Source organism: Comamonas sp. 23, from assembly GCF_049601575.1.
GTDB lineage: Bacteria > Pseudomonadota > Gammaproteobacteria > Burkholderiales > Burkholderiaceae_C > Comamonas > Comamonas squillarum.
In genome coordinates, this window is sequence record NZ_CP187127.1 from 2,926,582 (window position 1) to 2,944,379 (window position 17,798).

At 64.4% G+C, this 17,798-nt stretch carries 15 protein-coding genes; 8 read left to right on the top strand and 7 right to left on the bottom strand.

The genetic code is table 11. The features are described from left to right. The first annotated feature begins 27 nt into the window (after positions 1-27). The gene (gene prmB, locus ACPEE1_RS13145; RefSeq protein WP_182341142.1) at positions 28-939 is read left to right on the top strand and encodes a 50S ribosomal protein L3 N(5)-glutamine methyltransferase; all 912 of its coding nucleotides are present in this window, start codon (positions 28-30) and stop codon (positions 937-939) included. Positions 940-958: 19 nt separating this feature from the next. Here the strand turns inward: prmB and ACPEE1_RS13150 are convergent, their stop codons facing one another. Further along, positions 959-1,852 carry a ferritin-like domain-containing protein gene (locus tag ACPEE1_RS13150; RefSeq protein WP_232539333.1) on the bottom strand — a complete coding sequence of 298 codons (894 nt, stop codon included), beginning with the start codon at positions 1,850-1,852 and terminating at the stop codon, positions 959-961. Positions 1,853-2,105: 253 nt separating this feature from the next. Here ACPEE1_RS13150 and ACPEE1_RS13155 point away from each other — a divergent pair, with 253 nt between their 5' ends. From ACPEE1_RS13155 to ACPEE1_RS13165, 3 genes are all read left to right on the top strand, one after another. Then, complete coding sequence (locus tag ACPEE1_RS13155) at positions 2,106-4,160, top strand: ABC-F family ATP-binding cassette domain-containing protein (RefSeq protein WP_182341139.1); 2,055 nt, start codon at positions 2,106-2,108, stop codon at positions 4,158-4,160. 22 nt (positions 4,161-4,182) lie between these two features. Then, positions 4,183-4,497, top strand: a complete 315-nt coding sequence (locus tag ACPEE1_RS13160; protein ID WP_182341136.1) for a cupin — start codon at positions 4,183-4,185, stop codon at positions 4,495-4,497. Positions 4,498-4,583: 86 nt separating this feature from the next. Next, a complete protein-coding gene (locus tag ACPEE1_RS13165; RefSeq protein ID WP_182341133.1) occupies positions 4,584-4,745 on the top strand; it encodes a hypothetical protein in 162 nt (53 codons plus the stop codon). 133 nt (positions 4,746-4,878) lie between these two features. Here the strand turns inward: ACPEE1_RS13165 and ACPEE1_RS13170 are convergent, their stop codons facing one another. Then, positions 4,879-6,624, bottom strand: coding sequence for a long-chain fatty acid--CoA ligase (locus ACPEE1_RS13170; protein ID WP_182341131.1), 1,746 nt, complete (start codon positions 6,622-6,624; stop codon positions 4,879-4,881). 69 nt (positions 6,625-6,693) lie between these two features. Then, complete coding sequence (locus ACPEE1_RS13175) at positions 6,694-7,311, bottom strand: hypothetical protein (protein WP_423933060.1); 618 nt, start codon at positions 7,309-7,311, stop codon at positions 6,694-6,696. 231 nt (positions 7,312-7,542) lie between these two features. Between ACPEE1_RS13175 and ACPEE1_RS13180 the strand changes: the two genes are divergently transcribed. The 4 genes from ACPEE1_RS13180 to ACPEE1_RS13195 are packed head-to-tail and all read left to right on the top strand — an operon-like array spanning position 7,543 to position 10,894. Beyond that, complete coding sequence (locus ACPEE1_RS13180; protein ID WP_260719509.1) at positions 7,543-8,550, top strand: ABC transporter substrate-binding protein; 1,008 nt, start codon at positions 7,543-7,545, stop codon at positions 8,548-8,550. A gap of 9 nt (positions 8,551-8,559) precedes the next feature. Then, on the top strand, positions 8,560-9,348 hold the full coding sequence (locus ACPEE1_RS13185) for an ABC transporter ATP-binding protein (RefSeq protein WP_021024935.1): 789 nt from the start codon (positions 8,560-8,562) through the stop codon (positions 9,346-9,348). A gap of 2 nt (positions 9,349-9,350) precedes the next feature. Further along, positions 9,351-10,193, top strand: coding sequence for an ABC transporter permease (locus ACPEE1_RS13190; RefSeq protein ID WP_232539332.1), 843 nt, complete (start codon positions 9,351-9,353; stop codon positions 10,191-10,193). A 35-nt stretch (positions 10,194-10,228) separates the two neighbouring features. Further along, a complete protein-coding gene (locus ACPEE1_RS13195; RefSeq protein WP_116925555.1) occupies positions 10,229-10,894 on the top strand; it encodes an isochorismatase family cysteine hydrolase in 666 nt (221 codons plus the stop codon). Positions 10,895-10,949: 55 nt separating this feature from the next. On the opposite strand, the gene hrpA is transcribed toward ACPEE1_RS13195, so the two are convergent. The 4 genes from hrpA to ACPEE1_RS13215 form a co-directional block, all read right to left on the bottom strand. After that, positions 10,950-15,023: an ATP-dependent RNA helicase HrpA gene (hrpA, locus tag ACPEE1_RS13200; RefSeq protein WP_182341122.1), complete on the bottom strand. Its 4,074-nt coding sequence runs from the start codon at positions 15,021-15,023 to the stop codon at positions 10,950-10,952. An 81-nt stretch (positions 15,024-15,104) separates the two neighbouring features. After that, positions 15,105-15,857, bottom strand: coding sequence for a glycine-rich domain-containing protein (locus tag ACPEE1_RS13205; RefSeq protein ID WP_116925553.1), 753 nt, complete (start codon positions 15,855-15,857; stop codon positions 15,105-15,107). 48 nt (positions 15,858-15,905) lie between these two features. Then, positions 15,906-16,511: a flavin reductase family protein gene (locus ACPEE1_RS13210; protein WP_116925751.1), complete on the bottom strand. Its 606-nt coding sequence runs from the start codon at positions 16,509-16,511 to the stop codon at positions 15,906-15,908. A 79-nt stretch (positions 16,512-16,590) separates the two neighbouring features. After that, on the bottom strand, positions 16,591-17,586 hold the full coding sequence (locus ACPEE1_RS13215; protein WP_116925552.1) for a tripartite tricarboxylate transporter substrate binding protein: 996 nt from the start codon (positions 17,584-17,586) through the stop codon (positions 16,591-16,593). Between the last annotated feature and the right edge of the window lie 212 nt (positions 17,587-17,798).

Genomic DNA, 17,798 nt, shown 5'->3' on the forward strand with positions numbered 1-17,798 from the left:
GTCTTTGATTTTTGCCTGAGTTGAGCCATGACCACCATCCGCACCCTGATTGATGACAGCGCAGCAGCGCTCAGCGCTGCCGGTGTGCATTTTGGCCATGGAACGACCAATGCGCAGGACGAAGCGAGCTGGCTGGTGCTGTGGTCACTGGGTCTGCCGGTGGACAGCGACACCAGCCCGGATGGCGCAGACTCAGTCGCAAGCCAATCGGTGAGTGACGTGCAGCGCAGCAAACTCGAGCAACTGATCGCCGAGCGCATCCGCAGCCGCAAGCCAGCCGCTTATCTGACCCAGCAGGCCTGGCTGCAAGGTGTCCCCTTCTACATCGACGAGCGCTCCATCGTGCCGCGCAGCCTGATTGCCGAGCTGCTGGCCGATGGCAGCATTGACGACTGGCTGAGCGACAAGACGCGCCAGGTGCTGGACCTGTGTACCGGCAACGGCAGCCTCGCATGCCTGGCCGCCATGGCCTACCCCGATGTGCAGGTCACCGGCGCTGATCTGTCTGCCGATGCGCTGGCCGTGGCCCGCATCAATGTGGACCAGCATGGCCTGCAAGAGCGCGTGCAGCTGGTTCAATCAGACGGCATGGCCAACGCCCGCGGCCCCTGGGACCTGATTCTCTGCAATCCACCCTATGTCAACGCCCAGAGCATGGCCAGCCTGCCGCTGGAATACCAGGCCGAGCCGGTGCTGGCGCTGGCTGGTGGCCAGGACGGCATGGACTTTGTGCGCGGCCTGATTCTGGAGCTGCCCCAGCGCCTGAGCGAAGACGGTGTGCTGGTGCTGGAGATTGGCAACGAGCGCGCCTACTTTGAAGCCGCCTTCCCTGGCCTGCCGGTGTTCTGGATGGACACCAGCGCCGGCGACGACCAGGTGCTGCTGCTGACCCGCGAAGCGCTGATGCACTGGACGCAGGAACAGCCTACGCAGCTCTGAAGGCCCAGCTCGGCTTGCATCAGTAGGCCAGCATTTTGCAGGCCAGCCGGCTGATCGGCCGGTGCAGACAGGACTCCAGCTTGGGCGGCAGCAGCAAGGGTTTGAGCAGCATCTGCACTGCCAGTTGGGCCGGCAATCCGGTGCTGATCAGGTGGTAGATGCGCTGGGCGACATCGTCAAAGCTGCGCTGCCGGTCGGCAAACAGATCGCCCTTGTTGGCGAACACATGGCGCAGCGCCACATCGGAATCACTCTCGCGCAATTCTTTCAAGCGGCTGTACAGCGCCTTCGCAATGCGCAGCCGGCCAACGGGCTCCTGGGCCTGCAGGCTTTTGAAGTAGCTCAAGAAATGCTTGAAGTGGCCGACCTCGTCATTGCGGATATGGCCCAGCAGCTCGGTGAGCACCGGCTCCTGGCTGAGCCCGCGCAAGGTGTGGTAGTAGGCCGTGGTGCCGGTCTCCACCACGCAGCGCGCCACCATCTCCAGGCGCGGGTCCTCCAGTAAAGCCTCTTGCGTGCACAGCAGCGAGTACTCGGCGAAGAAGCTGTCATAGGCCTTTTGCCAGTCAAAGCTGGGCCAGACGGTTTCCACATAGCGCCGCAGCGATGCGCCATGCTGCAGCTCCTCATGCTCCCAGCGCGCTTCCAGCCAATGCTGGATATCTGGGTACTGGGCGTAGTGCGCGCCCAGATTGGTGGCATAGGTGTCCGAGCCGGTCTCGACAAAGGAGGCGCTCATCAGCAAATAGAACATGTCCTCGTCGTTCGCCACCGCGCCATGGTCGATCTGCGCATAGGGAATGTCGGCCAGCTGCCAATGGGACCGCGCCGGCGGTGCAGCGCCAGCATCCTGGCTGGTGCCTGACTGGCGGTCGATACCAGGCCGTCCATGCATTTCAGAGGCTGTTGTCATAGCACTGTCCTTGTGGTTGCCATCTCTGACATATGGCGTTTGCAGACCGCAGTATGGCGCTGCGGCCCATGCTTGGGTAGGCCCAGGCTGGTGACAGCGTTCAACACCTGTTACCTCCTACAAGGGCATGCGGCATTGGCCTACCTGGGCCTGCAACAGCGCCTTGCGCATGCACTGCGCACAGTCAACCCCTGTCCGCTATGCCCCGCATAGCGCTGTGCCAAGCCCAGGGCGGCGATAATCGAGGCCATTCATGATTACGCTGAAAAATATCACCCTGCGCCGCGGCACCAAAGTGCTGCTTGACGGCGTCACCACCACCATCAACCCAGGCGAATCGGTGGGCCTGGTTGGCCGCAACGGCGCTGGCAAGTCCACGTTGTTTGCACTGCTCAACGGCTCGCTGACGGAAGACGGTGGCGATTTCCACATTCCCGCACAGTGGCGCATGGGCCAGGTCGCCCAGCACATGCCCGAAACCGAGGAATCGGCCACCCAGTTCGTGCTGGAGGGCGACACCCGCCTGGTTGAAGTACAGGCCCAGCTCGAGGCTGCCGAGGCGTCCGGCGACGGCATGGCCCTCGCCCAGGCCTATGCCGACCTGGCCGATGCTGGCGCCCACGATGCCGTGCCGCGCGCGCAGGCGTTGATCCTGGGCCTGGGCTTCAAGGTCCAGGAGCTGGAGCACCCGGTCAACAGCTTCTCGGGCGGCTGGCGCATGCGCCTGCAGCTGGCCCGCGCGCTGATGTGCCCCAGCGATCTACTGCTGCTCGACGAACCGACCAACCACTTGGATCTGGACGCCCTCGTCTGGCTCGAAGCCTGGCTCAAGCGCTACCCCGGCACCCTGATCACCATCAGCCATGACCGCGAATTTCTCGACGCGATCACCAATGTGACCCTGCAGATCCAGGGCGGGCAACTGACACGCTACGGCGGCAACTACAGCCGCTTCGAAGAGCTGCGTGCCCAGCAGCTGGAGCTGCAGCAGGCCAGCTTTGCCAAGCAGCAAGAGAAGATGGCGCATCTGCAAAAGTTCATTGACCGCTTCAAGGCCAAGGCCAGCAAGGCCAAGCAGGCGCAAAGCCGGGTCAAGCAGCTCGACCGCATGGAGAAAATTGCGCCCGTGCTGGCCGAGGCCGAGTTCACCTTCGAGTTCAAGGAGCCAGCCAACCTGCCCAATCCAATGCTGGCGATCACCGATGCCGCCTTTGGCTATGAGGACGAAGACGGCAAGCAGACCACGATCTTGCAAGGCGTCAACCGCTCGGTGCTGGCAGGCCAGCGCATCGGCATTCTGGGCGCCAATGGCCAGGGTAAATCGACCCTGGTCAAGACCATTGCCCGTGAGATGAAGGCCCTGGCCGGCACCGTGACCGAAGGCAAGGGCCTCAATATCGGCTACTTTGCCCAGCAGGAGCTGGACGTTTTGCGCCCGAGCGAAAACCCGCTCGAGCACATGATCCGCCTGGCCAAGGAAATAGGCAGCGAAGGCAACAGCGCGCGTGAGCAGGACCTGCGCAACTTCCTGGGCACCTTCAACTTCAGCGGCGACATGGTCAAGCAGTCCGTGGGCAGCATGAGCGGTGGCGAAAAAGCCCGCCTGGTGCTGGCGATGATCGTCTGGCAGCGCCCCAACCTGCTGCTGCTCGACGAGCCCACCAACCACCTGGACCTGGCAACTCGCGAAGCGCTGGCGATGGCACTGAACGACTTTGACGGCACCGTCATGCTGGTCAGCCATGACCGCCATCTGCTGCGCGCCGTCTGTGAGGACTTCTGGATGGTCGGTCGCGGCCAGGTCGGCCCCTTCGATGGCGACCTGGACGACTACCAGCGCTACCTGCTGGACGAATCCAAGCGCCTGCGCGAGGAAGCGCGCCAGGCCGATATGCAATCGCGCAGCAAGGATGCAGCGCCGGCACCCGCAGCCGAGGCTGCGCCCATCGCGGCACCGGTTGCGGCACCCGCGCCAGCCCCTGCGCCTGCGCCCGCCAAGGCCGAGCCCGTGGGCGACCCCAAGGAAGCCCGCCGCCTGGCCGCTGCGGCCCGCCAGCAGCTGGCCGACAAGACCAAGCCCTTCAAAAAAGAGCTCGAACAGATCGACAAGAAGCTGCCCCAGCTCAACGCGCAGCGGGATGCGCTGGAGACCAAGCTCGCCACCCCGGGTTTGCCGGGTGCAGACATCGTTGAGGCTGGCAAGCAGCTGAGCGCCGTCAATGGCGAGATCGAGCAGCTCGAAGAGCGCTGGCTGGAGCTGTCCGAGCAGATCGAGGCGATCAGCCAGGAGCTGAACGCGACGGCCTGAGCGGCCTATGTGCCAGGACACCATGCAACGCATCATCCGCAGCCAGGACTTCACCGCTCAGCGCCCCTGGGGCGCCCAGGACATTGCCCAGATGAACGGCACCAGCGTTCGTTTGCACTGGACGGACCAGCCCTATATCTGGCATGTCAACGACGGAGAGGAAGTCTTTGCGGTGATGCAAGGCATGGTCGTCATGCACTGGCGCGAGGCGGGAGAAGAAAAGCAAGCCCTGCTGCAGGCCGGCGATATCTTCCACGCCGGCGTGGGCTGCGAGCATGTGGCCCACCCGCAAGGTGAAGCGCGGATTTTGGTGATTGAAAAGGCTGGCAGCCTGTAGTGCCAGCCCCAGGAAAGGCCAGGCAGGCTTGGCAGCGCTGACTGCCTCCGCCTACACTGCCTGGCCCAGCACTGCCTCGTCAAGCCATGCAAGAAGACCCGCCCCGCGACACCGAAGAGCGCAATATCCGCATCGTTTGCGGTGGCTTGCTGGGCCTGTTTATCGCGGGTGTCATCGGCTTTAACACCGATCCCAGCTGGACTGCATGGGCCTTGCTATGTGCCATTTGCGCAGCGGTTTGCGCCTAGCTTGCGGTCCGCTATGGCGATGGTTTCTGGCACAGGATGCTGCAGTTGATGCGCTGGTGGTAGCGCAGCCATCTGCCCAAACAGCCCGTATACAGCCCGGATACAAGCCGTACAGGGGCCTCCCGCTCGCCCGTCACTGCTCCTTTTCCTGCAGCAAGCGCCACATCACCTTGCCGCTGCCGCTCTTGGGCAGCTGATCTACCAACTGCACCAGGCGCGGCGCCTTGTATACCGCCATGTGTTCACGGCACCAGTCGATGATGTCCTGCGCGCTGACAAGGCCCTGCTGGCCTTGGCGCAACACCACCACAGCCTTGACGGTCTCGCCCCGGTATTCATCGCGGGCCGCGATCACGCAGGCCTCCAGGATGGCAGGGTGGCGGTACATGAGGCTCTCGACCTCGGCCGGCCAGACCTTGTAGCCGCTGGCATTGATCATGCGTTTCAAGCGATCGGTCAAAAAGAAATACCCGTCGGCATCGCGGTAACCCAAGTCCCCGGTGCGGAAAAAGCGCTGCCCGCCCACCTCAACGAAGCTGGCGGCGGTGGCAGCGGGCTGCTTCCAGTAGCCCTGCAGCACCTGCGGGCCTCGCACCAAAATCTCGCCCACCTCACCATCGGCCATGGGCTGCAAGGTTTCGGGGTCGATCACCAGCGACTGCATGCCGATGTGCGGCAGCCCCAGGCACTGCTGCTTGGGATGCTCGTAGGGATTGGCGTGCGAGGCGCCGCAGGTCTCGGTCATGCCATAGCCCTCGATATAGTCCAGGCCCCAGACCTCCTTGACCCTTTGCGCCACCGACTGCGGCATCGCCGCGCCCCCGCCGCCCATGTAGACCAGGCTGCGGGTGTCCATCTGCGCCAGGTGCGGGCTGGCCAGCAGATCGACCACCATCGTCGGGATATTGGCCCAGTGCGTCACCCGGTAGCGCGCCATCAGCGCGGCCGCCAGCTGCCGGTCCCAGCGCGGCATGATCACCAAGGTGGCCCCGGCGCAAATCAGCACATGCATGATCGACACCATGCCGGTGATATGGAACATCGGCGCCACGACGAGGTTCACGCTCTCGGTGCTTTGCCGGCCCCAAAGCACACCCGCCATGGCCGCATGCTGCACATGGCTGTGCGCATGGATACAGCCCTTGGGCAGGCCGGTGGTGCCGCTGGTGTAGGGCAGGATCGCCATATCGCTGGCCGCTACCTCCACGGCGGGGGGCTCGGCACGGCACTGGACGGCATCGAGCCACCGGCTGACCGTGGTGGCACCCAGCAGATCGGCACCCGGCAAAGGCTGGTTGCCCAGCAGCCAAGGCTGCCAGGCAGGTGGAAAATCCGGCTGCGCCGCCGCATCGGCGGGCATGGTGTCCGACAAATGGCTGATGACCAGGTGCGCCAGCTGCTGCTCGGGCGGCAGGCTGCTGCTGGCCTGGCACAGCGCAGGGGCCAGATCGGCGGTGGTGATCGCTACGCGCGCATCGGCATCGCTGATGTAGTGGGCCAGCTCGGCAGCGGTATTCATCGGGTTGACGGGCACCACCACCGCATTGGCGCGCAGGATCGCGTAATGGGCCAGCACCAGCTGCGGGCAGTTTTGCATCAGCAAGATGACCCGGTCGCCCTTGCGCACGCCTTGCTGGTACAGATGGGCGGCCAGCCGCTCGGTCTGTTCGCACATCTGGCCATAGCTGATGGCCTGGTCAAAAAACACCAGTGCGGCATGGTCCGGATAGCGCCGGGCATTGACGGCCAGGTTGTCCCAGACCGAGGTGGCCGGCATGGTCAGCTGCCGGGGCACACGCCCGGGCCAATAGGCGGATATCGGGGCAGATACCGGGGCAGAGGTTGAAGTGGAGGCAGGCAGGTCTGCAGCAGCGGTCATGGCGGGTCCCGAACATTCAAAGCGAGTTGCGGTCCAGTATGCCCAGCGGCCCAGGCACAAGGCCGTCGCTTAGGGGACCGGCAAGCCCCGGTGTGACGCACCCTGTTGTTGCACCCAGTGCAGTACCGCATGCCAGCGCTGGGCAGCGGCTGCCAGCCGCTCCCGTTCCGCACCGGGCCCGGCCTGGCGCCAGGCGATATCGGCCATCACCGCGTCTTGCCACATCTGCGCCTGCTGCTCGACCTGGGCCTGCTGGAACTGGGCGAGCAGCTCCACCGGCGATGCACTGGACGTATAGGCATAGGGGTTGATTCCATGGCACCAAAAGCGCCACTGCAGGCCCAATGCCTGCCGGGTTACCGCCCTGCCCTGCAGCCGCTGCCAGTGGTGAAAGGCCTCGTGTGCGAGCCACCCTGCGACCAATGGATCGCCAAGGCGCAGGCACTGGCGCGGGTCTGATGCTGCAAAACAGAGGGCTGGCATCGACACAAAGCCGCCGTTGAACGACAGCGCACGCCGCGTATCGCCCAACCGGCGCAGGTACAGGCGCATGCGCGACCAGCCCGGGTGCTGCGGCTGGCCAAAATAACGCGCCAGTAGCGCCCATTCGTCGCCCGTGAGTGGCCGAGACCAGAACAGCGCGCGCCGCAGACTGTGGATCCATGGGTTCGCGATTCGCCGCGGCATCAACGCGGGCCCCTGAAACGGCTGTCTCGGGCGACCCTAAAACTTCGCCCTACACCCAATAGGGGTGCCCAGTCCTGATGGTTAACACCGATCCTCGGCGCGCACGATAAATTGGATACTGAATACATAACAAGACATTGCCTTGGCAAATTCAGCATTTATTTCGGCATTGTTCTTGCATGAAGCTGTTTTTAGTCATCCGTCACTATTTTCTGTATACAAGGAGTGGGTATGAAGAAAATGTTTCGCCGCCGTGCGGCTGTTATTGCTTCCATGCTGGCGGCGCTGCTGCCGCTGTCGGCAGCCCAGGCGCAGACAGCGCACAAGATACGGTACGAGGAGGTGGTGCGCTCGGTGCTCTATGTTCCCATGTATGTGGGCATCCAAAAGGGGATGTTCAAGGACGCGGGCATCGAGATGAGCATGAAAACCTCGCAGGGCACCGACAAGGGCATGGCCGCCCTGCTCTCGGGCAGCGCCGATATTGTGCTGATTGGCCCCGAAGCATCGATCTATGTCGCCAACAGCGAGTCGCCGGTCAAACCCATTGTGTTTGCCGGACTGACTGCCACTGACGGCTTTTTGCTGATGGGCCGCAAACCCGATGCGAATTTTGACTGGAGCAAGCTCAAGGGCAGCAAGATCATGTCCTTCCGCCCGGGCTCCAACCCCGATATCTTTCTGGAGGCGGCCCTGCGCAAAAAGGGGCTTGATCCGAAGAAAGACGTTACGCTGGTCAGCAATATCGGCCCGGCCGCGCGCACTGGCGCCTGGCTGGCGGGGCAAAACGACTACGCGACCTTTCTGGAGCCCGAGGCCAGCAGCTTGGAAAAACAAGGCAAGGCCTTCCCGCTGGGCGCAGTGGGCAAAGAGGTGGGCATGGTCGACTACACCGTGTTCACCACCACCGACGCCTACCTGAAGAAAAACCGCGCCGCCGTGCAGGCCTGGACCCAAGCGGTGGCGAAAGCCCAGCAGTACACCGCAGCTGCGCCCGCAGGCGAGCTGGCCGATCTGGTGGGCAGCTATTTCACGGGCCTGAGCAAGGCCGAGCTGGTCAGCGCCATTGAGCGCTACCAGCAGCTGCAGCTGTGGAAGAAGACGCCGATGGTCGAGAAGCAGGCCATGGACCAGCTGCAGGACATGCTGGTGCAAGGCGGCGTGCTGGAGGCCGGCAAAAAGGTCGACTACGCCCGCTTTGTCGACATGGGCTTGGTGCAGAGCCTGGCGCAAAAATAAGGAGTTGCGATGACCCACCCCTACCGCGTCCATGTCGACAACGTCTCCTTGCGCTATTTCACACCCCAGGGCGAAACCCAGGCGCTGCAGAACATCAACCTCTCGGTCAAGGCAGGCGAATTCATCAGCCTGATTGGCCAGTCGGGCTGCGGCAAGAGCACCTTGCTGTCGATCCTGGCGGGCATTTTGCCGCCGTCCAGCGGCACCGTGCTGGTCGATGGCCAGACCATCGTCGGCCCCAACCCGCGCATAGGCTACATGCTGCAGCAGGACTACCTCTTCGAGTGGCGCACCATTTTGGAGAACACCTTGCTGGGCGCCCAGATCCAGAACAAGGACCTGGCCGCTGCCGAAAAGCGCGCCACGCAGCTGCTGCACAAATGCGGCATGGGCGACTACCTGCACCACTACCCACGCCAGCTCTCGGGGGGCATGCGCCAGCGCGTGGCCCTGGCCCGCACCCTGGTCACCAACCCGGACGTGGTACTGCTCGACGAGCCGTTCTCGGCGCTCGACTCGCAAACCCGCTTGTCGATTGCCGATGAGGTGGTCGATGTGCTGCGCGACGAAGGCAAGTCGGTGATCCTGGTCACGCACGACATCGGCGAGGCCATTGCGATGACCGACCGCGTCATCGTGCTCTCTCGCCGGCCTGGCCGCATCAAATCGGTGCACCACATGGACTTTCCCTCGCAGGGGGGCAAACGGCCCACGCCTTTTGAGGCCCGAGGCTGCCCGGAATTCAACGATTACTTCAATGTGCTGTGGGACGAGATCGACGCCCACGTGGAAGGCTAAGCATGAGCACCGTCATGAACACCACCAACACGGCGGCCCCGGCCCAGGCCGATACCCGCAGCCCCGAATACCGCCAGTGGCTGGCCCAGATCCAGCGCCGCAAGCGCCTGGTGGCACTGAGCCGCGCAGGGCTCTTGCTGGCCTTTTTGCTGATTTGGGAACTGCTCGCGCGCAGCCACATCCTCAACCCCATGCTCACCAGCTACCCGTCTGCCGTGCTGCCTACCTTGGTCGATCTGGCCCGCAACGGCGACCTGCTGGGCCACACCTGGATCACCTTCAAGGCCACAGTGATCGGCTTTGTCGTCAGCATGCTGCTGGGCATCGGCACGGCTGCCATGCTGTGGTGGAGCAGCTTTTTGAAAAAGGTGCTCGATCCTTTCCTCGTGATCGCCAATGCCATGCCCAAGATTGCCTTTGTGCCGATCTTCTACATCTGGCTGGGCTCGGAATACTCGGTTTACGGCATGGCCGTCGCCATCTCGCTGTTCATCACGATCATGGTCGTCTATGAAGGCTTTCTGGCCATCGACCCCAACAAGATCAAGCTGGCCACCACCTTGGGCGCCAGCAAGGCCCAGGTGATGAAGTATGTGGTCTTCCCCGGCAGCGTGCCCGCGGTGATTGCTGCGATCAAGATGAACATTGGTCTGTCCTTGATCGGCGTGATCGTCGGCGAGTTCCAGTCCTCCAGCGCCGGCCTGGGCTTTTTGATCGTCAATGGCAGCCAGGTGTTCAAGCTCAATGTGGTGATGGCCTCGATCGTCGTGCTGGCGCTGCTGTCGGCCGTGATGTACATGGCCGTCACCCGCCTGGAAAAAAGCGTGCAGCACCGCTACGCCTGAGCTGTTTCCCATCTACACCAGAAAAGATATTCCCCATGCAGTTTGAGCCCTGGATTGAAGAGCGCGTGCTGGCCCGCCAGGGGGTGCTCCACCCCTATGACCAGCTGGACGCCGCGACCACCGCCTTTGTCGTCGTGGACTTGCAGAACTACTACACCCAGCCTGGCTACCAGGGCGAATGCGCGCCGGCGCGTGCGATCTTTGCCAAGGTCAACCAGCTGGCGGCCGCCCTGCGCGCCAAGGGCGGCACCGTCGTGTGGATCAAGACCAGCGCCGATGGCGCCGACCAGTTCTGGTCGCACCACCACCGCCATATGCTCACGCCCGAGCGCAGCGCGCGCCGGCTGCTGGAGCTGGGCAGCGGCCACGCCGGTTTTGCGATGCCGCCTGCGCTCGATGTACAGCCAGGCGACCTCACGGTCGTCAAGCGCTGCTACAGCGCGCTGGCCCCCGGCGCCTCCGAGCTCGACGCCGTCCTCAAGGCGCAGGGCGTGCGCACCGTCTTGATCGGCGGCACCGTCACCAATGTCTGCTGCGAATCCACCGCGCGCGACGCGATGATGCTGGACTACGCCACCATCATGGTCGACGACGCGCTGGCCGCCGTGACGCCCTATGAGCATGTCCACAGCCTCAACAACTGGATGCTGTTCTTTGGCGATGTACTGACGGTGGACGAGGTGGTGGAACGCCTGGTGTGACAAAGAAAAACCGGCCATGTTGCGCAAGGCAGCATAGCCGGGTATCCCTAAGTCCTTACTGCTGCAACTGCTGCCAGACCTTGTCCAGCCGCTTGCTGCTGACCGGGTACGGCGTGCGCAGCTCCTGGGCAAAAAAGCTCACCCGCAGCTCTTCGAGCATCCAGCGGTACTCCTGCATGCGCGCATCGACCTGGCCCTTGCGCTCTGCCACCAGGCGCCAGTAGCGCTGCTCCAATGGCTGCAGCTCCTTCAACTTGGCGCTATCGCGCGCGGGGTCAGCCCGGTACTTATCGAGGCGTGCGGTGATCGCCTTCAGGTAACGGGCATAGTGGCCCAGCTGGGCCCAGGGCGCAATCGCGATAAAGTTCTTGGGCACCAACTTTTGCAGCTGCTGCTGGGCGTCGGCCGTGGCCTCAGGCGCGTTCTTGGTGTCCTTGATCTTGCGCACCGCCGCCATGTACTCCTGCAGCACCGCGCCTGCCATGCGCGCCACCTCGTTGGCGATCAGGGTCAGGCGCCCGCGCCCCTCCTGCACCCGCTGCTTGAACTGCTCGGCGTCGGCGGGCAGCGGCTCTTGCAAAAAGGCGCGGTCAATCGCCACATTGATGATCTGCTCGCGCAGCTCTTCCTGCGTGCCCAGCGGCATATAGCCCACCGCCATCTTCTGCAGATCGGGGATGTTCTTTTCCAGGTACTTGAGCGCATCGCGGATCTGCAGCGCAAACAGGCGCCGCAGGCCCAGCGCATGGCGGCTGGCTGCCACCTCGGGCTCGTCAAACACCTCGATGCCGACGCCGTTGCCGTGGTCGATCAGTGCCGGGAAACCAATCAGCGTCTGGTTGCCCTTTTTGATCTCCATGAGCTCGGGCAAGGCGCCAAAGCTCCAATCTGTCCAGAGCTTGTCGGCGGCAAGCACGGGCCCCTGGGCCTTGCTGTGCGCCGCAGCGCTGGCTGCAGGTGCCGCCAACTTGCCACCTTGCTTGGCAGCGGCGGCAGGCGCTTGCGCCGGCGCCGGGGCTGCCGCGCCATCGGCCTTCGGCGCGATCTTGAGCTCGGCCAGCGCCTGGAAGGCACCGCGCGCCTTGGCGCCCCACTGGGCCTTCAAGGCGCCCAGGTTGCGGCCCTGGCCCAACTGGCGGCCATGCTCGTCGCTGATACGGAAGTTCATGAACAGATGCGGGCTGAGCATGTCGAGCTTGAAGTCGGCCCGCTTGATGTCCAGCGAGGTCTCGTCGCGCGCCTGCTTGAGCAGCACCTCAACCAGGCTGCCCGCACCAAAGCGCTCGGCGCTGCCCAGCAGCTCGGCCAGGCGCTGGGCGTTTTCGGCCAGTGGCACAAAGCGGCTGCGCGGGCGCTGGGGCAGGCTTTTGAGCAAGGCCTGGATCTTGTCCTTGAGCATGCCCGGCACCAGCCATTCGGCGCGCTCCTCGCTCACCTGGTTGAGCACAAAGAGCGGCACCGTCACCGTGACGCCATCGCGCGGGTCCCCTGGCTGGTGCAGGTAGCTGGCTGTGCAATCGACCCCGCCCATCTTGATGGTCTTGGGGAAGGCCGCCGTCGTGATGCCGGCGGCCTCATGGCGCATCAGCTCATCGCGCGAGAGGCGCAGCAGATCAGGGTTGCGCGCGCTCTCGTCCTTGACCCAGCGCTCGAGCGCCCGGCCCGTGCAGATATCTTGCGGAATCTGCTGGTCGTAGAACGCATAGATGAGCGCATCGTCCACCAGCACGTCCTGGCGGCGGCTCTTGTGCTCCAGCTCCTCGACCTTGGCAATCAGCTTCTGGTTGGCCTGCAAGAACGGCAGGCGCGTCTCCCAATCGCCTTCGACCAACGCCTGGCGGATAAAGATATCGCGCGCGCCTTGCGGGTCGATCTTGCCGTAGCTGATGCGGCGCTGGCTGTAGACCACGAGGCCATACAGCGTGGCGCGCTCATAGGCAGCCACCTCGCCCTGCTTTTTCTCCCAATGCGGGTCCAGCAACTGCTTGCGCAGCAGATGCGCGCCCACCTGCTCGAGCCACTGGGGCTCGATGGCGGCAATGCCGCGCCCGTAGAGGCGCGAGGTCTCGACCAGCTCGGCCGCCACAATCCAGCGGCCTGGCTTTTTGGACAGGTGCGCGCCGGGGTGCGGGTGGAAGCGGATGCCGCGTGCGCCCAGGTAGCCATCGCCCTCCTCGGTCTTGAAACCGATATTGCCCAAGAGGCCCGAGAGCATCGACAGGTGCACGGCCTCGTAGCCAGCGGCCTCCTCGTTCATCGGCCAGCGCTGCTCCTTGACCACCGTCAGCAGCTGCGAATGGATGTCGCGCCACTCGCGCACGCGGCGGATATTGATGAAGTTCTGGCGCAACAGCTGCTCCCACTGGCGGTTGCTGAGCTTGTGGCTGGCCTCGTCGGCCACCACGCTGTCCTGCGGCGTGAAAGCGGCCAGCGGCGCGGCGGACTCCACCGATGCAGTCGCACCGGTGCTGCGCTGGGCCACCGGCAAAAAGGCGGCATTGCGCCCTATCGCCTGGCCCTTGGCGGGGGCTGCTTGCTGGGCCATGTCCTTGCGGCTCTTGGCCACCATCTTGCCGCCACGCGCATCCTGCAGCCATTTCCACAGCCGCAGGTAGCCGCTGAACTCGCTTTTTTCGTCGTCAAACTTGGCATGCTGCTGGTCGGCTTGCTGCTGGGCTTCGAGCGGGCGGTCGCGCACATCCTGCACGCTCAGCGCCGAGGCAATCACCAGCACCTCTGCCAGTGCGCCGCGCTCGCGCGCCTCCACAATCATGCGCGCCACGCGCGGGTCCAGCGGCAGGCGCGACAAGGCCTGGCCCATCGGCAGCAGCTCGCCTTGCTCATCGACCGCGCCCAGCTCGGCGAGCAGCTGGTAGCCGTCGGCAATCGCGCGGCCCGACGGTGCTTCGAGAAACGGAAAATTCACCACATCGCCCAGGCGCAAGGCCTTCATGCGCAGGATGACGCCGGCCAAGGACGAACGCAGAATTTCCGGATCGGTAAAGGGGCTGCGCGACTGGAAATCGGCCTCGTCATAGAGACGTATGCAGATGCCGTTGGCCACGCGGCCGCAGCGGCCAGCACGCTGGTTGGCCGCCGCCTGGCTGACGGGCTCGATCAGCAGCTGCTCGACCTTGCTGCGGAAGGAATAGCGCTTGACCCGGGCCGTGCCGGCATCGATCACATAGCGGATGCCGGGCACCGTGAGCGAGGTCTCGGCCACATTGGTGGCCAGCACAATGCGCCGGCCGGTATGGCCTTCAAAGATGCGGTCCTGCTCGGCCTGCGACAGGCGCGAGAAGAGCGGCAGCACCTCGGCATTGCGCAGCACCGGTGAGTGCTGCAGGTGCTTGCGCAGATGGTCGGCGGCCTCGCGGATCTCGCGCTCGCCCGGCAGAAAAATCAGGATATCGCCGCCGGCCCCGCCGGTCCACAGCTCATCGACGCCATCGGCAATCGCATCGTTGAGGTCGTAGTCCTTGGCATCTTCAAAGGGGCGGTAGCGCATCTCCACCGGAAAGGTGCGGCCCGAGACCATGATCACCGGCGCCGGGCCCTGCGGGCCGGCGAAATGCTTGGCAAAGCGGTCGGCATCGATGGTGGCCGAGGTCACCACCACTTTCAGATCGGGGCGCTTGGGCAGGAGCTGGCGCAGATAGCCCAGCAAAAAGTCGATATTGAGGCTGCGCTCATGGGCCTCGTCGATGATGAGCGTGTCGTATTGCTTGAGGAGCGGGTCGGTCTGCGTCTCAGCCAGCAAGATACCGTCGGTCATCAGCTTGACCGAGGCGTCCTTGGACAAGCGGTCCTGGAAACGCACCTTGTAGCCCACCACATCGCCCAGCGGCGTCTGCAGCTCTTCGGCAATGCGCTTGGCCACGCTGCTGGCCGCAATGCGGCGGGGCTGCGTGTGGCCGATCAAATGGCCGCGCACCTCCCCCTTGTCATTGGGGGCGGCATTGACCTTGCCGCGGCCCAGGGCCAGCGCAATCTTGGGCAACTGGGTGGTTTTGCCCGATCCGGTCTCCCCGCAGACGATGATGACCTGGTGGCGGTCCATGGCCTCCATGATTTCATCACGGCGGGCGGAGACTGGCAGGGATTCGGGAAACGTAATCTTGAGCGACATAGGGGCAGCATTATCCCCGCAGCAGCCGCCCACCGGTTGCGAAGCCGCAACAACGCCTTGGGCCCACGCAGGCTTTGCCGCTCAATCGCTGCTGCCGCCCCCGCAACTGCTGCCGCCGCAACTGCTGCCACTGCAGCTGGACGCGCCGCCATCGCTGTCCGCGCCGCTGCTGGTGCTCGCCACATCGGCGCTATCGCCAGCGCTGCCGCTGTCGTCACGGTGGTCGCTGCCCGAGACCCCGCTGGATGTGTTGTCGGTGCTGTTGCTCGCCGCCGCTGCTGCCTGCGCAAATGCCGCAGCCCATTGGCCCAGCAAATCCGGCGGGTACAGCCAGCCGTCGTCTATCGCGGCAGCGGCATCTAGCGCAAACAACAGCGGTATGCCACCCAGCAGCGCACCCACCATATAACGCCGAGTCTGCATGGCTGCATTCCAGCTTGGCTGCATAGCTGCTGCCTGGTTCTGCGAAGCCCCAGCGCTGGCTGGCTGCGCCGGCAGATGGTGGAACATATGGCCAAAGGCCTGCTGGCAAAACTGCTGATAGCGCCGGGTGTCCAGGATAAAGGCATGCCACAGCGCATCGGCCAGGCGCGAGGGCATCTGCAGCTGCGCGCGGGGCGACAGCCAGTGCATGATGAAAAACTGGCGCAGCGCCTCTTCGGCTTGCGCCAGGCTCGCGTCATTCAGATGCGGGTAGTCACGCCAGAGCGCCTTGCGGTAGGCAGCATCAAAGCGGTATTGCTGCAAAAAGCGCAGTTGCCGACGTTTGCGCAGGCTGCGCCAACCCAGCACGGCCAACAGCGCGGCAACGAGGGCGGCAAAGATCAGAAACATCAGGCCCACCCAGCGCCAAAGCTGGCGCGGATGCAGCCAGGCGCGCGATCACGCCTTGGGCACGGGCACATCAATCGCCTCCCCAATCGCATAGAAATGGCCACCCGCGACATAGTGCAAAGTGCGCAGGTCTTGCGGCGCTGTCTCGAAATGCCAGTGGCCCTCCCGGAACACCCGGTCATCGGCCCAGGCCCCGGTCACCTCGCCAATGAACAGGTCATAGCTGTGCTGGTTGTGGGGCTCGGGCACCAGGCGGCACTCCAGCCAGGCGGCGCAACCCGCCACCAAGGGCGTTTGCTGGCCGGGCGCCTCAAACAGCTGCACACCCGACTGGGCGAGTTTGTCCGGCTGCTGCAGCGCGCTGATGGTGCCCAACTCCACGGTCAAGGCGGCGATAGGCACGGTGGGCAGTTGCAGCGCAAAACGGCCGCTGGCCTCGACCAGCGCGCGGGTGCGCGTGGCCTTGTCCAGCACCACGGTCACCTTGGGCGGTGTGAAGTCCAGCGCGCAGGCCCAGGCGGCGGCCATCACATTGCGCTCGCCGGCATGGGCGGCGGACACCAGCACCGTGGGGCCGTGGTTGAGCAGGCGGTAGGCTTTTTCCAGCGCCACCGGTTGGAAATGGGGGTCGGCGCTGCCAGAGATCAGGTCCATAGAGGCGGTCTGCAAGTACAAGATGCCTCCATTGTGCATGCCTGCACCATGCAGTGCATCAACCCGCGCAGCCTCCCGCTCAATCGATACGGATCTGCGCGGCCTTGACCACCCGCGCCCATTTGTCGATCTCGGACTGCAGGCGCTGCGCCATCTCCTCGGGCGTGCCGGGGTCGGCTTCGGCGCCCGCCACATAGAGGCGCTGGCGCACTTCCTGGGCGCGCATCACCTGGTTGAAATCGGCATTGATCTTGGCAACGATCTCCTTGGGCGTGCCTGCCGGCGCAAACAGCGCCGCCCAGGAATAGGCCTCGTAACCGGGCAAGCCCTGCTCGGCAATGGTGGGCACCTCGGGCATCAGCGCCGAGCGCTTGGGGCTGGCAACGCCCAGCACGCGCACCTTGCCGCTCTTGATATGGCCGATGGCGGTGGGCGCATCGCTGAACATCATCGCCACCTGCCCGCCCAGCACATCGGTCATCGCCGGGGCGCTGCCCTTGTAGGGGATGTGCAAGAGCTTGGTGCCCGCATGCATGTTGAACAGCTCCCCGGCCAGGTGCGTGCCGCCACCATTGCCCGATGAGGCAAAGGCCAGGTTGCTACCCGGCTTTTTCGCCAGCGCGATCAGCTCCTGCACGTTCTTGGCTGGCACGCTGGGGTTGACCACCAGGAACACCGGGAACATCGCCGCAAAGCTCACCGGCACAAAGTCCTTCTGGATGTCATAGCTCAGCTTGGGATGCAGTGAGGGGTTGACCGAATGGTGGATTGCGCCGACAAACAGGCTGTAGCCGTCGGCCGGTTGGCGGGCCGCCGTCTCCGCGCCAATGATGCCGCCGCCGCCAGCGCGGTTGTCGATAAAGGTGCCCTGGCCCCACAGCTGGCCCAGCGGCGGCACAAAGGCACGCGCGGTCGTATCGACCGGGCCGCCCGGCGGGAAGGGAACGATGAACTTCACCTGCTTGCTCGGGTAGTCGGCCGCATGCGCAGCCCCCGCATGCAGCAAAGGCAGGCCGGCGGCCAGAGGCGCTGCGCCCAGCGCCAGCAGCTGGCGGCGGTTCATGGTGGTGGTCATGCTTGTCTCCTGACTATTTTTTGCAAAACCGCCATCATCGGCCCGGCGCGCCGGTTTGCCCACACCTGCGCCGTTTGTGATTGCGAAACCTCCACTTTGCGCCAGCCAAAATGGACAGGGCGGCGCCGATGGATTTTTCCCATGACCGCAGGCCCCATTCCGTAGCGAACTGCATGCAGACGCGTGATGTTTGTATAACAATAGCGGCAGCC

What these genes read in the sequence shown, in the direction of transcription:
- ACPEE1_RS13150 (WP_232539333.1), bottom strand. Translation starts at nt 1,852, where the DNA reads ATGACAACAGCCTCTGAAATGCATGGACGGCCTGGTATCGACCGCCAG.
- ACPEE1_RS13210 (WP_116925751.1), bottom strand. Translation starts at nt 16,511, where the DNA reads ATGGACCTGATCTCTGGCAGCGCCGACCCCCATTTCCAACCGGTGGCG.
- hrpA (WP_182341122.1), bottom strand. Translation starts at nt 15,023, where the DNA reads ATGTCGCTCAAGATTACGTTTCCCGAATCCCTGCCAGTCTCCGCCCGC.
- ACPEE1_RS13155 (WP_182341139.1), top strand. Translation starts at nt 2,106, where the DNA reads ATGATTACGCTGAAAAATATCACCCTGCGCCGCGGCACCAAAGTGCTG.
- ACPEE1_RS13170 (WP_182341131.1), bottom strand. Translation starts at nt 6,624, where the DNA reads ATGACCGCTGCTGCAGACCTGCCTGCCTCCACTTCAACCTCTGCCCCG.
- ACPEE1_RS13195 (WP_116925555.1), top strand. Translation starts at nt 10,229, where the DNA reads ATGCAGTTTGAGCCCTGGATTGAAGAGCGCGTGCTGGCCCGCCAGGGG.
- ACPEE1_RS13160 (WP_182341136.1), top strand. Translation starts at nt 4,183, where the DNA reads ATGCAACGCATCATCCGCAGCCAGGACTTCACCGCTCAGCGCCCCTGG.
- prmB (WP_182341142.1), top strand. Translation starts at nt 28, where the DNA reads ATGACCACCATCCGCACCCTGATTGATGACAGCGCAGCAGCGCTCAGC.
- ACPEE1_RS13165 (WP_182341133.1), top strand. Translation starts at nt 4,584, where the DNA reads ATGCAAGAAGACCCGCCCCGCGACACCGAAGAGCGCAATATCCGCATC.
- ACPEE1_RS13175 (WP_423933060.1), bottom strand. Translation starts at nt 7,311, where the DNA reads ATGCCGCGGCGAATCGCGAACCCATGGATCCACAGTCTGCGGCGCGCG.
- ACPEE1_RS13185 (WP_021024935.1), top strand. Translation starts at nt 8,560, where the DNA reads ATGACCCACCCCTACCGCGTCCATGTCGACAACGTCTCCTTGCGCTAT.
- ACPEE1_RS13215 (WP_116925552.1), bottom strand. Translation starts at nt 17,586, where the DNA reads ATGACCACCACCATGAACCGCCGCCAGCTGCTGGCGCTGGGCGCAGCG.
- ACPEE1_RS13180 (WP_260719509.1), top strand. Translation starts at nt 7,543, where the DNA reads ATGAAGAAAATGTTTCGCCGCCGTGCGGCTGTTATTGCTTCCATGCTG.
- ACPEE1_RS13190 (WP_232539332.1), top strand. Translation starts at nt 9,351, where the DNA reads ATGAGCACCGTCATGAACACCACCAACACGGCGGCCCCGGCCCAGGCC.
- ACPEE1_RS13205 (WP_116925553.1), bottom strand. Translation starts at nt 15,857, where the DNA reads ATGTTTCTGATCTTTGCCGCCCTCGTTGCCGCGCTGTTGGCCGTGCTG.